Raw genomic sequence first — 13,133 nt, forward strand, 5'->3', positions numbered from 1 at the left:
TTTCGCCCACCCGAGTGGGGCGTGGGGGTCAGGCGGCGGGGTGGTGGGGTTCTCGGGTGTCGGAGGACGGGGGGCGGATGTCGGCTGGTTTGGCTTGGCAGATGGTGTGCAGGGTCCGGACGCTGATGCCGAGGGCCGTGGACGGCTCACCGGTCGCGGTGTAGACGACGTCGTCCTCGGGGATGGCGTCGATGATGCGCTGGTCTATGAGGAGGAGCATGTCGTCCGGCAGGAGGAGGGGGCAGACGAGGTTCGCCGCGTACTCGGTGACGGCGTTGACGACGTCGTCGTGGGCGGGCCGGACGGCCCGCGCGCCGGCCGCGAGCCGCACCGCCTCCGGCGACGGCCGCTCGCCCGCGCGGACGATCACCCCGGCGAGGAACCGGTTTCCCGGACGGACGTCGTCGCAGGCGTAGACGCGCGTCACCAGGCACCGGGCCGCCGGGAGGCCGAGCACCGCGGGCAGTTCGTCGGCGTTGGCCAGCGCGCTGGGCAGCCGCACGATCTCGTGCACGGTCTCCCATTCGAGCAGCGCGCGGTGGATGGCGAGGGCGTCCTTCATGATCGGCTCCATCCGTGGGGGCGCACCCCGCTCGCCCCCGGGTCCTGGTTCGATGTCACCCCGTGCTTCGCACTTCGCGGGATCTCCGCATACCCGAGACGTCCGGCTTAACGCCGCCGGCGACACGTAAACCCTCTCGATGCGCCTCTGCCGCACCTGCGGCGGACCGTGGGCCGTGAGGTCCCGCTACCGTTGTCGTGCGGGACCCGCACCGGCGGTCGCGCCGGCGTCATCGGAGTGCCCAGAACGTAACTCGGGGAGCGGGGCATGTGAAGAGCCCCGTCCCCGTCCGGCCCCGCAAGGACTCCGGCGCGGGCCCCACCGATCGCAGGAAAGTCCTTTGTCATCCCATCTATCAAGGAAATACGCTCGATGGCCGTGCCCAACCGGAACGTGACCCCCGAGGCCTCGCGGCGGACCGCGATCGCCGAACTGCTGCGCCGCATCGCGCCCGTCGCCGACGAGCTCGGCGCCAGGTTCGCGGCGGCGGGTCACGAGCTGGCGCTGGTCGGCGGTCCGGTCCGGGACGCGCTGCTGCGCCGCCCGACCAAGGACGTCGACCTCACCACCGACGCGCCGCCCGAGCGCACCCTGGAGATCATCCGCGACTGGGCGGACGCGCACTGGACGATCGGCATCGACTTCGGCACCGTCGGCCTCCGCAAGAACGGCGTCGAGCTGGAGATCACCACCTACCGCAGCGAGTCCTACGACCCGAAGTCGCGCAAGCCGGACGTGTCGTACGGGACGTCCCTCGTCGAGGACCTGCGCCGCCGCGACTTCGCCGTCAACGCCATGGCGGCCCGGCTCCCCGGACACGAGTTCGTCGACCCGTTCGGCGGGCTGGTCGACCTGCAGCGCAAGATCCTGCGCACGCCCGGCCGTCCCGAGGACTCCTTCAACGACGACCCGCTGCGCATGATGCGCGCCGCCCGGTTCGCGTCGCAGCTCGGCTTCGAGGTCGCGCCGGACGTCGTCCGCGCGATGGCGGACATGGCGCCCCGCATCGAGATCGTCTCCGCCGAGCGCGTCCGGGACGAGCTGTCCAAGCTGATCTGCGGCCTGTACCCGCGCCAGGGCCTCGCCCTCCTCGTCGACACCGGCCTCGCCGACCACGTCCTGCCGGAGCTGCCGAAGCTGCGGCTGGAGATCGACGAGCACCACCGGCACAAGGACGTCTACGAGCACTCGCTGATCGTCCTGGAGCAGGCGATCGCGCAGGAGGAGGACGGGCCCGACCTCGTCCTGCGCCTGGCCGCGCTGCTCCACGACATCGGCAAGCCCCGCACCCGGCGCTTCGAGTCGGGCGGACGCGTGTCCTTCCACCACCACGAGGTCGTCGGCGCGAAGATGACGCGCAAGCGGCTGACCGCGCTGCGCTACCCGAAGGACGTCATCGCCGACGTGTCACGTCTGGTCGAGCTGCACCTCCGTTTCCACGGGTACGGCACCGGCGAGTGGACCGACTCGGCCGTCCGCCGGTACGTCCGGGACGCCGGTCCGCTCCTCTCCCGCCTGCACAAGCTGACCCGCGCCGACTGCACGACCCGCAACCGCCGCAAGGCCGACCGCCTCCGCCGCACCTACGACGACCTGGAACTGCGCATCGAACGCCTCGCGGAGGAAGAGGAACTGGCCGCGATGCGCCCCGAACTCGACGGCAACGAGATCCAGGAGATCCTGGGCATCCCGCCCGGCCCCCTCGTCGGCAGGGCATACCGCTTCCTCCTCGACCTCCGCCTGGACCGCGGCCTGATCGGCAAGGAAGCAGCCGAACAAGAACTCCGAACCTGGGCCACCACCGAAGCCGAGGCCCTCGGGAGTTCCCAGCTCAGCGACAGCGGGTCTGAGGGTGGCGCGGATGGGGAGGACGCGGGGTCTGGTGGTGGAGGGGTGGAGTCGTGATTCCTTTGCAGCTCGGGCGGATGAGTCCGCGTGAGGCCGAGCGGATGTTGGCGTTCGATCGGGAGCACATCTGGCACCCGTATTCGCCCATGCCCGCGTCGGCTCCGGTGCAGCCGGTCGTTTCGGCGGACGGGGTGCGGCTGGTCCTCGCGGACGGCAGCGAGCTGATCGACGGGATGTCGTCGTGGTGGGCGGCCATCCACGGGTACAACCACCCGAAGCTGAACGCGGCCGTCACCGGGCAGCTCGGCAAGATGGCGCACGTGATGTTCGGGGGGCTCACGCATCCGCCCGCGGTGCGGCTGGCGGAGCGGCTCGTCGAGATCACGCCGGAGCCGCTGACCAAGGTGTTCTTCGCCGACTCCGGATCGGTGGCGGTCGAGGTCGCGATCAAGATGGCGCTCCAGTACTGGCGGTCGCAGGGAAGGCCAGAGCGGCACCGGCTGCTGACCGTCCGCGGCGGGTACCACGGCGACACGTTCGGCGACATGGCCGTGTGCGACCCGGTGAACGGGATGCACCACATCTTCAGCGACGTCCTCGCGCGGCACGTCTTCGCGCCGCCGCCCCCGCTCGGGTATTCGGCCGAACCCGACGCCGACTACCTGGACGAGCTGGCTCGCCTCGCCGCCGAGCACGCGGACGAGCTCGCCGGGATCATCGTCGAGCCGATCGTCCAGGGCGCCGGGGGCATGCGGTTCTACGCCCCCGAGTATCTGAGCGTGCTCCGCGAGATCGCCGACGAGCACGGCCTCCTCCTCGTCCTGGACGAGATCGCCACCGGGTTCGGCCGGACGGGCGAGCTGTGGGGCTGCGACCACGCCGAGGTCGTCCCCGACATCATGTGCCTCGGCAAGGCGCTGACCGGCGGATACATGACGATGGCCGCCACCCTCTGCACCGACCGCGTCGCCCACGGGATCACCTCGGGCGAGGCGGGCGTGCTCATGCACGGCCCCACCTACATGGCGAACCCGCTGGCCGCGGCCGTCGCGTCCGCGTCGATCGACCTGCTCCTCTCCCGCGACTGGCGGGACGAGGTGGACGCCATCGAAGCGATCCTCACCAGCGAACTGGAGGAGGCGGCCAAGTTCCCGGGCGTCGCCGACGTCCGCGTCCTCGGCGCGATCGGGGTGGTGGAGGCGCGCGAGCCGGTGGACGTCCCGTCCGTCCAGGAGATCGCCATGGCGCACGGGGTGTGGCTCCGCCCGTTCGGCAAGCTGATCTACACGATGCCGCCCTACGTCTGCACGGACGACGAGGTCCACCACATCGCCGCCGCCCTGACCGCCGTCGCCGAGTCGCTCTGATCACTTCACGACTGAGAGTCATGGGACGACTACATCACGTGCCTCCGACAGAACTCGGTCAGCGGAGCGCGTGGGCCGGGCGGCGGGCCGCCGCCGTCCGATAGACGACCGCGCCCGCCGCGTACGCGGCGATCACGGCGAGGAGGGTGAGCCCGGCGCTGCCGTCCGAGGGCAGCCACATGGCGGCCGCCGCTGCCGCCGCCGCGAACATGGCGTTGAACAGCATGTCGTAGACGGCGAACACGCGGCCCCGGTAGGCGTCGTCGATCGTCTCCTGGAGCGTCGTGTCGACGCACAGCTTCACGCCCTGGGACACGACGCCGAGCACGAACGACGCGGCCGCCCACGAGCGCTCCGCGAACGGCATGCCCAGCGCGAGCAGGCTCAGCGCGGCCAGTCCGAGCAGCCACGCCACCCACGCCTGCTTGCTGATCCGCCGCACCACCGCCGGGGTGATCAGCGCCGCCGCGAAGTACCCGGCGCCGGACACGCCGAGCATCACCGCGAACTTCGCGAGGCCCTCGTCCGGGTCGTCGGCGAAGCTGTTCCGGCACAGCAGCAGCGTCATGATCAGGACGACGCCGTACAGGAACCGGTGGAAGGAGATCGCGCCGAGCGCCAGCGCCGCCTGCGGGCGCCGCGCGATGTGCCGGGCGCCGTCGACCAGGCCGTCCACGACGGTGCGGAGCGCCTCGACCGTCCGCGGCGCCTCGCCGCGCGGGGTGCCCGCCGGCGCGTCCTCGGGCGGGTGCGGGCCGAGCAGCGCCCGCGGCAGGGTCGTCGCCATCAGCCCGGCGGCGAGGAACAGGGCCGCCGCCGCGACGAGGATCAGCGCCGTCCCGCCGTCCTCGGAGCCGAAGGACCGGCGCAGCAGGTAGCCGATGCCGCCGCCGACGAACGCGATGATCGTCCCGGACGTCACCGAGAACGCGTTCGCCGTGACCAGGTGATCGCGCCGCACCACGTGCGGGAGCGCCGCCGACAGCGCCGAGAGGAAGAACCGGTTCACGCCCAGCACGACGAGGACCCCGGCGAAGAAGCCGAGGCCCTCCCGCCCGGCGGCGGCGAGCGCCGCGACGAGCAGGACGAGGAAGGCCCGCAGAATCGGCGTCCACACGAGGATCTGCCGCCGCCGCCACCGGTCGATGAACACGCCCGCGAACGGGCCGAGCGCCGAGTAGGGCAGCAGCGTCACGGCGAACGCGGCCGCCGCCTTCGCCGCCGTCGTCTGCCGCTCCGGCGAGAAGAACACGTAACCCGCGAGCGCCACCTGGAAGAGGCCGTCCGTCAACTGCGAGGCGAGTCGCGTCGCGTACAGCCGCCGGAAGTCCCGCCCGCGCAGAATTCCCGGCAGATCCCCAGCCCTCACCTGATCACTGTACCCAGTGCCTTTGCGTCCATCGGTCCAGAACGAAAGCCGGAAACGCGGAGGTCAGGACGTGAGCCAGAGGCGCGTGTAGTCATAGGTCGCGGTGGTGGGGAGGAAGAGCGCCCCGTGGACGCGAGACGATCGGAACAGCGTCTGCGAACGATCGAGCAGCGGGACGATCGCCGCGTCCTCCATGATCTGCTGGTCGGCCTGCTGCCAGCGGCTCGCCGCCACCGCCGTGTCCGGAGCGGTGAGCGCGGCGTCGATGAGGGCGTTGACCCGCGGATTGTCGTAGCCGCCGTAGTTGGTGGAGTTCTGCCCGTAGGCGCGCCCGTCGAACAGCGGCTGGATGATCGAGCGGCCGTTGTTGCCGTACCAGTCGGGCGTCCAGCCGGGGGCGGCGATGTCCCATTCGCCCGCGCGCGCCTTGGCGGGGGTGGCGATCGTCCCGGCGTAGAAGGAGCCGCCCGTGTCGGGGGTGAGTTCGGTCTTCACCCCGCAGGAGTCGAGGTTCTCCGCGATCGACTGGGCGATGAGCTTGTGGACGCTGTTCGTCCGGTACGGGAACTTCAGCGTCAGCCCGGTGCGTCCGGTCTGGCCGAGCAACTGGCGGCATTTCGCCGGATCACCGGACTCGTTGGGCGTCGGATAGTGGTCGACGGCCGCGTAACCCGAGTTCCCCGGCGGGATCACCGTGTGCAGCGGCCGCGCCACCGACGGACCGCCGACGATCTTGATGAGCGCGCTCCGGTCGACCGCGTACTCGAGGGCGCGCCGGACCGCGCGGTCGCCGAGCGCGCCGCCGTTGTTCGGGCTGTGCGTGTTGAACACCAGGTAGGGGCTGTTGCTCGGCGTCTCCATGATCGCGAAGCGGCTGTCGTGCCGGAGCCGGGGGATCGCGGACGTCGGCACCGGCTGGTCCCACGCGAGGTCGGAGACCCCCTGCTCGATCTGCTGCTGGACGGTCTCCGCCGAGTCCTGCCCGAGGGTGATCTGGATCTTCGCGACATGCCGTTCGCGCAGCGGGTCGGCCGCCGCCCGCCACGCCGGGTTGCGGGTGAGCAGGTACGACAGGCCGGGCCGGTACTCGGCGATCTGGTACGGGCCGTCCGAGATCGTGTTGCGCCGCAGCTCCGGGCCGTCCGGGACGTACCGGTCGTACTCCCGCGGCGCGGCGGCCGTGTACGGGAGCGCGAGCAGGTTGAGGAAGTCGCTGGCCGGACGGTTCAGCCGGAACACGAGCGTCCGGTCGTCCTTCGCGCGGACGCCCTCGACGTCGTGGTCGCGCTGGTAGGCGGCCATCGCGCCGGGATCCTTCGGGTCGACGGCGGAGAAGCCGCGGCAGTACCCGGCCATGCCCTTGATCGTGGAGACGAAGTACCCCGTGCCCGCGGACGGCGACGCCGGGTTGCACAGCCGCTCGAACCCGCGGACGAAGTCGTGCGCGGTCACCGCCCGCGCAGGCCGCGTGTTCCATCGCACGCCCTCCCGCAGCCGCACCGTGTAGGTGCGGCGGTCCTTGCTGAGGTCGCCGTTCTCGCGGGTGGGGACGCGCTCGGCGACGTCCGGCCGGACGGGGATCGTCTCCTGGAAGTCGTTGGACGCGCGCGTCCCGTACAGCGTCCGCGCGAACACGCGGGCGAGCCCGTACGCGCCGACGCTGGCGACGGCGGACGGGTCCAGGTGCTCGACGTCCGACGAGCCGACGACCTTCAGCGTGCCGCCGTCGCGGGGCCGCCCCGTCGCGGCGGCGCCCTCGCCGCCGCCGGAGCACCCGGACAGCCCGAGGACGAGCCCCGCCAGGCCCGCCGACACCTTGATCATCTCGCGTGCCGTCACGTTCTCACCTCAAGACTCGGAACTTGGCGCGCAGTAACCGGCGGTGTCACAGTAGGGCCAGAGCGTGACAAAGGGCCGGTACATCACCGTTTTCTCTCCAGAAGTAAGGACGCCCTGACAGCGGATGTCCACTGTCAGGGCGTCTCTTGGGAGAGTTGTGACGAGCCGCGCGGCCCCGTCTCCCCGCGCTTGAGGTGCTAAGCGGTATTTCGTCGTGCTTAGCGCTCGACCTCGCCGCGGATGAACTTCTCCACCGCGTCGTGCGCCTGGTCGTCGTTGTACTGCTCCGGCGGCGACTTCATGAAGTAGGAGGACGCCGACAGGATCGGCCCGCCGATCCCCCGGTCCTTCGCGATCTTCGCGGCGCGCACCGCGTCGATGATCACACCGGCGGAGTTGGGGGAGTCCCAGACCTCCAGCTTGTACTCCAGGTTGAGGGGCGTGTCGCCGAACGACCTGCCCTCCAGCCGGACGTAGGCCCACTTGCGGTCGTCCAGCCACGGCACGTGGTCGGACGGGCCGATGTGCACGTCGGCCTTCGCCATCTCGTGCGGGATCTGGGACGTGACCGACTGCGTCTTGGAGATCTTCTTGGACTGGAGGCGCTTGCGCTCCAGCATGTTCATGAAGTCCATGTTGCCGCCGAAGTTGAGCTGGTACGTGCGCAGCAGCTCGACCCCGCGGTCCTCGAAGAGGCGGGCCATCACGCGGTGCGTGATGGTCGCGCCGACCTGGGACTTGATGTCGTCGCCCACGATCGGGACGCCCGCGTCGGTGAACTTCTGCGCCCACTCCGGGTCGCTCGCGATGAACACCGGCAGCGCGTTCACGAACGCGACCTTGGCGTCGATCGCGCACTGGGCGTAGAAGCGGTCGGCCTCCTCGGACCCGACGGGCAGGTACGAGACCAGCACGTCGACCTCGGCGTCCTTGAGGACCTGGACGACGTCGACCGGCTCGGCGTCGGACTCCTCGACCATGTCGAGGTAGTACTCGCCGAGACCGTCGAAGGTGTGCCCGCGCTGGACGGTCACCCCGGTCGGCGGGACGTCGGCGAACTTGATGGTGTTGTTCTCGCTGGCGTGGATGGCCTCGGACAGGTCCATCCCGACCTTCTTGGCGTCCACGTCGAACGCCGCGACGAACTCCACGTCGCCGACGTGGTATTCGCCGAACTGGACGTGCATCAGGCCGGGCACTCGCGTGTCGGGGGCCGCGTCCTTGTAGAACTCGACACCCTGGACGAGCGAAGAGGCGCAGTTGCCCACACCCACGATGGCCACGCGCACCGAACCCATCCGGTTGCTCCTTCTCTTTTGCGGTTGCGATCCTCGCCCGCCCCGATAGGGCGAACGCCACCTCTGTGCGGGGGGCCTGAGGTGGGGTTCACCCGTCCCCCAGGCGGGGCCTTCGTCAGCGGCCCCTGTCCCGAGGCTTGTCCTGTTTGTTTTCGTAGCGTCTGGCTTGCTGTTCCTGCTCGGCCCGCTCCCGCCCGATGAGCTCGTTGAGCCATCTGACCTCGCGTTCGACCGACTCCAGCCCGTGGTTCTGCAGCTCCAGGGTGTAGGAGTCGACCCGCTCGCGGGTCCGGGCGAGGGCGGCGCGGACGCTCTCCAGGCGCTCCTCCAGCCGGCTGCGCCGGCCTTCGAGGATCCGCAGCCGGACGTCGGCGCGGGTGTGCGAGAAGAAGGCGAAGTGCACGCCGAACCCCTCGTCCTCCCACGACGCCGGACCGGCCTCGGTCAGGAGCCGCTGGAGGCGCTCCTTGCCGTCCGCGGTGAGCTTGTAGACGATCTTCGACCGGCGGCTCTGCAGCGCCAGCGGCGTGCCGGGCTCCTCCGGCCGGTCCTCGACGATCAGCCCGTCCGCGAGGAGCTGCTTGAGACACGGATAGAGGGACCCGTACGAGAAGGCCCGGAACATGCCGAGCAGGACGTTGAGCCGCTTGCGCAGCTCGTATCCGTGCATGGGGGACTCGTGCAGCAGGCCGAGCACGGCGAGTTCCAGCACGCCCGCGCCCTTCCTCGCCGCCATCGTCCACCTCCCCCGGAGACCGGCCGTCTCGAACCGATGTCTCGAACCGATGTATCGAGTGAATGTATCGACTCGATACATCGACAAGATACGTAGCGGCGGCCGTCCTGGCAAGTGGGGAACCGACGGCGGTCCGTCCGGTGAACGTTCGAGGGCGTCGGCATACCTCACGAGGCAGAGCGAATACGGCGAATTCAGGGTGTATGTGGCGGAAGTGTGTCAAAGTTGCGCGTGAAACCCTGGTCCCGTCGGCCGCCCCGGCCCCGGGGCGCAGCCCCGAACGGTGGAGGAGAAGAAGGAGGAACAGCCGGCCGCACCCCCTACGGCAAGGGCGCTGACCAGCCAGGACGCACCTTCGCCGTGCACGCGCTCCCCCCGCTCACCAGCCCGCGCAGTACTCTCGGACGGCGCACGAGCCGCACCATCGCCGTGGGATCGCCCCGGCCCTATGGCAGCAATCGTTGTCCCCCTGTTGATGAGGTCGCGTGAGTAATCCAAGCCAGCCCCGACCGGAACCCGGGTCGCAGTGGCCGGGCGGGCAGCACAGTCCCCGTCCCGGCGAATCCGGCGACCCTGGACAACCGGGGGCCGCCGACGAGAACCCCGCGCCGGGCACGCCGTCCGGGCAGGAGAGCCCGGGCTTCATGGGCGGCCACGCCGTCCCCGCCGACCCCGCCCCGACCGCGCCCGGCCCCGCCGTCCCCCCGGAGACCACGCCGGGCGGCCCCGCGGGCAGCTGGTCCCCGACGCCCCCCGGCGCACCGGGCGGCGCGTCCCCGATGGGTTCACCGGGCCCGCTGGACGGCCCGAGTAATCCAAGCGGACCTGGCGCGCAGGGTGGACCGGGCGGGCCCGGTATGCAGAGTGGTCCCGGTGGGACCGTTCCGCAGGGTCCTAATGGGCCCCTGTTGCCGGACGGGCCCGCCCCGCAGGGCGGCCCGGCTGGGTTTGGCGCGCAGAGTGGACCGAGTGCTCCCGGGGGGCCTGGCGCGCCGAGTGGTCCAGGTGGGCCCGGCATGCCAAGCGGTCCCGGTGGAGCTGGTCCGCAGGGTCCTAATGGGCCTTTGTTGCCGGACGGGCCTGGCGGCGCCGGTCCGGGCAACGCTTTCAGGGCGGGTGGACCTCGTCCGTTGGAGGGACCGGCTGGTCCGGCGAATCCCCATGGGATGGGGTCGTTTGGCGGCCCCGGTGGTGCTCCCGGCAACTCTCCCGGTGGTCCGGGCGGTCTTCCTATGGGAGCGCCGGGTGGACCTGGTGGGCCCGGTGGGCCTGGGGCAGGGGTGCCTATGGGGCCGCCGCCGGGTGGGCTCATGGGCGGGCCGGGGCGTGTCCCGGGCAGGCACAGTGCGGCCGGCGGTGCCGGAATGGGCATGGGTCCCGGGATGGCCGGGGCCGGTGGCGCGGCGTTCGGGACGGTCGGCAACGGCGTCCGGGAGAAGCTGACCGAGCTCGGCAAGCGCGGGCAGGAACTCGGGACGAAGGTCACCGCGAGGTTCCGCAGCACGGGCACGCGCGCGGCGCCCCGATCCGGAGGACCGGGCGGCCCCGGACGTCCAGGCGGCCCGAACGGTCCAGGCGGCCCAGGCCCAGGCCCAGGCCCAGGCGGTCCGGGTGGGCCCGGCGGTCCAGGCGGGCCCCTACGACCCCCGACGCCCAACAAGAAGACGTCCTTCTTCGACCACCTGCGCTCCCGCGGCACCGGGTGGCGGCGTTTCATTCCGTCCTGGAAGCTCGTCGCCGGTGTCTGCGGTCTCGGCATCGCGGGGTTCATCACGCTGATCTGGGTGGCGTACGCGAACACGCCGACCCCGGCCGAGCCCACCGTCGCGGGCGTCGAGGACCAGGCGTCGATCTTCTACTACACCGACCGCACCGAGATCGGACGGATCGGCAAGAAGCGGCAGAGCGTCGAGCTGAAGCAGATCCCGCCGCACGTCCAGAACGCGGTGCTGGCGGCGGAGAACCGCAGCTTCCGCACCGACCCCGGCTTCTCGGTGAAGGGCACGACCCGCGCCGTGTGGGACAACCTGACCGGCGGGTCGGGCGGCGGATCGACGATCACGCAGCAGTTGGCGAAGAACTACTACTCCGACCCGAACAACCGGACGATGACCCGGAAGTTCAAGGAGCTGTTCATCTCGCTCAAGCTTGAGGACAAGCACTCCAAGGACGACATCCTCAAGCTCTACCTCAACACCATCTACTTCGGTCGCGACACGTACGGCATCCAGGCGGCGTCCCGCGAGTACTTCGGGACGGACGTGTGGAAGCTGCGTCCAGACCAGGCGGCGGTCCTCGGCGGCATCATCCAGAACCCCAACCGCGACCCGGGCGAGAAGGGGAACCTGGCCTGGGTGACTGGGCGCTACCAGTACACGCTCAAGGGCATGGTCTCGATGGGCAAGCTCAGCCAGGCCGACGCGGACAAGTACCAGCAGAAGCTCCCCAAAATCAACAAGGCGGGTACGAGCGACCAGCTCTACGGCGGCCAGCGCGGCTACATGCTGATGCGCGCCAAGGAAGAGCTGCGCCGGATGGGCATCGACAACAAGGAGCTGACGACCAAGGGCCTGCGCGTCTACACGACGTTCGACCGCAGGCGGATGGCGATGGCGAAGCAGGCGGCGGAGCACACCGTCCCGCAGGTGAACCCCGGCAAGCTCGCCAGGAAGAAGATCCGCGTCGGGCTGGTGTCGGTGAACTCGGCGAACGGCGAGGTCATCGCGTTCTACGGCGGCCCCAACTACCTCTCCCAGGCGTTCGACAACGTGTGGCAGGGGTCGGCGCAGGCGGGGTCGGCGATGAAGCCGTACGTGCTCGCGACCGCGCTGAAGCAGAACTACAGCCTGAAGAGCCTGGTCGAGGGACGCTCGAAGATCCCGATCGACCCGAACGGCAACGTCGTGCCGGAGAACGACCCGTCCGGCACGAAGGTCCCGAACAGCCACAACGTGGGTCCCGCGGTCAACCTCATCACGGCGACCAAGGACTCGGTGAACACCGCGTTCATCCAGCTCATGGGCAAGGTCGGGATCGAGGAGGTCATCAAGACCGAGACCGACGCCGGGATCTCGCCGGACCTGCTCAAGCCGCACAAGTGCTGCCTGAACCTCGCGCTCGGCGTCAACAACATCCGGCCGATCGAGCAGGCCGCGGGCTACGCGGTGTTCGCCAACGGCGGCACCTACTACCAGCCGCACGTGATCCGGCTCGTGAAGGAGCAGGACAACAAGACGGTCCGGCTGCAGCCGAAGTACGAGCGGCACCGCGTCTTCACCCCGAAGGTCGCCGCGGACGCCACCTACGCGATGCAGCAGGTCATCCGCGGCGGTACGGCGACCGCCGCCGCGCTCCCGGACGGACGTCAGGCCGCGGGCAAGACCGGCACGACCGACCGGAACGTCTCGTCCTGGTTCGTCGGGTACGTGCCGCAGGTCTCCACGGCCGTCACGCTCTACAACGACTCGATCGGCCCGGACAAGCAGAAACGGTCGGTGATCCTGCCGGGGATCGGCGAGGTGCAGGGCGGCACGATCCCCGCCCGCATCTGGCGGTCCTACATGTCGAACGCGCTGCAGGGCGTGCCGCAGGAGGCGTTCCCCCAGCCGGCGTGGGGCGGGATCGTGCAGAAGTGGGCGAAGCCGCCGGAGAAGAAGAAGGACGACCGCCCGCCGTGGTGCAACAGCCCGATCGGCAAGTACGACCCGCGCTGCCAGGGTGACGGCGAGGGCGGCGACGGCGACGGCGACGGCGGCGACAAGCCGCCCTGCCAGTCGCCGTTCCCGGACGGGTCCTGCGATCCGAACAAGCCGCCGAGCATCCCGCCGCCCCGCTGGTGGTGCCAGTTCCACCAGGGCGACCCCGTCTGCCGCATGCGCGGACGCGGCGCGCAGCCGAACTCGACGGCCGTCGTGCCGCTGCTGCCCCTGGCGAGGCCGCCCGAATGATGGTGAACCGTGTCGGCGTCCCGTCCGAACCGTCTCGTGGAGGCGGTGTGTGACATGACGCATCTTCACGAGTCGCCGCACGTCGGCGGGTGCGACCGGGCGCCCACGGAGCGTCGGGGCCTGACGAGCCTTGACACGTCGGCCCCCGCGCCTGCGGGTGCGCAGTA

Annotated in this window: 8 protein-coding genes; 3 read left to right on the top strand and 5 right to left on the bottom strand. The window is 70.6% G+C overall.

Annotation, left to right across the window (positions count from 1 at the left end):
• Positions 1–28: 28 nt before the first annotated feature.
• Positions 29–562 carry a YbaK/EbsC family protein gene (locus tag FXF68_RS09095; RefSeq protein WP_148758502.1) on the bottom strand — a complete coding sequence of 178 codons (534 nt, stop codon included), beginning with the start codon at positions 560–562 and terminating at the stop codon, positions 29–31.
• Between the two features lie 372 nt (positions 563–934).
• On the opposite strand from FXF68_RS09095, the gene FXF68_RS09100 reads away from it, so the two are divergent.
• A complete protein-coding gene (locus tag FXF68_RS09100; protein WP_148758503.1) occupies positions 935–2,467 on the top strand; it encodes a CCA tRNA nucleotidyltransferase in 1,533 nt (510 codons plus the stop codon).
• 20 nt (positions 2,468–2,487) lie between these two features.
• The gene (locus FXF68_RS09105) at positions 2,488–3,777 is read left to right on the top strand and encodes an adenosylmethionine--8-amino-7-oxononanoate transaminase (RefSeq protein ID WP_148758504.1); all 1,290 of its coding nucleotides are present in this window, start codon (positions 2,488–2,490) and stop codon (positions 3,775–3,777) included.
• 58 nt (positions 3,778–3,835) lie between these two features.
• Here FXF68_RS09105 and FXF68_RS09110 read toward each other — a convergent pair whose 3' ends face one another.
• The 4 genes from FXF68_RS09110 to FXF68_RS09125 all read right to left on the bottom strand — a co-directional run bounded on the left by FXF68_RS09110 (position 3,836) and on the right by FXF68_RS09125 (position 9,019).
• A complete protein-coding gene (locus tag FXF68_RS09110) occupies positions 3,836–5,146 on the bottom strand; it encodes an MFS transporter (RefSeq protein WP_148758505.1) in 1,311 nt (436 codons plus the stop codon).
• Positions 5,147–5,209: 63 nt separating this feature from the next.
• Positions 5,210–6,985 (bottom strand): ABC transporter substrate-binding protein, encoded by a 1,776-nt coding sequence (locus tag FXF68_RS09115; protein WP_246178555.1) that lies wholly within the window; start codon positions 6,983–6,985, stop codon positions 5,210–5,212.
• Between the two features lie 218 nt (positions 6,986–7,203).
• Complete coding sequence (locus FXF68_RS09120) at positions 7,204–8,283, bottom strand: inositol-3-phosphate synthase (protein ID WP_148758506.1); 1,080 nt, start codon at positions 8,281–8,283, stop codon at positions 7,204–7,206.
• A gap of 115 nt (positions 8,284–8,398) precedes the next feature.
• Positions 8,399–9,019, bottom strand: a complete 621-nt coding sequence (locus tag FXF68_RS09125; protein ID WP_148758507.1) for a PadR family transcriptional regulator — start codon at positions 9,017–9,019, stop codon at positions 8,399–8,401.
• A gap of 1,370 nt (positions 9,020–10,389) precedes the next feature.
• Here FXF68_RS09125 and FXF68_RS09130 point away from each other — a divergent pair.
• The gene (locus FXF68_RS09130; protein ID WP_187437823.1) at positions 10,390–12,966 is read left to right on the top strand and encodes a transglycosylase domain-containing protein; all 2,577 of its coding nucleotides are present in this window, start codon (positions 10,390–10,392) and stop codon (positions 12,964–12,966) included.
• Positions 12,967–13,133 lie beyond the last annotated feature (167 nt).

The organism is Actinomadura decatromicini, from assembly GCF_008121305.1.
In the GTDB taxonomy this organism is placed as follows: Bacteria; Actinomycetota; Actinomycetes; order Streptosporangiales; family Streptosporangiaceae; genus Spirillospora; species Spirillospora syzygii.

What these genes read in the sequence shown, in the direction of transcription:
- FXF68_RS09125 (WP_148758507.1), bottom strand. Translation starts at nt 9,019, where the DNA reads ATGGCGGCGAGGAAGGGCGCGGGCGTGCTGGAACTCGCCGTGCTCGGC.
- FXF68_RS09120 (WP_148758506.1), bottom strand. Translation starts at nt 8,283, where the DNA reads ATGGGTTCGGTGCGCGTGGCCATCGTGGGTGTGGGCAACTGCGCCTCT.
- FXF68_RS09130 (WP_187437823.1), top strand. Translation starts at nt 10,390, where the DNA reads ATGGGTCCCGGGATGGCCGGGGCCGGTGGCGCGGCGTTCGGGACGGTC.
- FXF68_RS09105 (WP_148758504.1), top strand. Translation starts at nt 2,488, where the DNA reads ATGAGTCCGCGTGAGGCCGAGCGGATGTTGGCGTTCGATCGGGAGCAC.
- FXF68_RS09095 (WP_148758502.1), bottom strand. Translation starts at nt 562, where the DNA reads ATGAAGGACGCCCTCGCCATCCACCGCGCGCTGCTCGAATGGGAGACC.
- FXF68_RS09100 (WP_148758503.1), top strand. Translation starts at nt 935, where the DNA reads ATGGCCGTGCCCAACCGGAACGTGACCCCCGAGGCCTCGCGGCGGACC.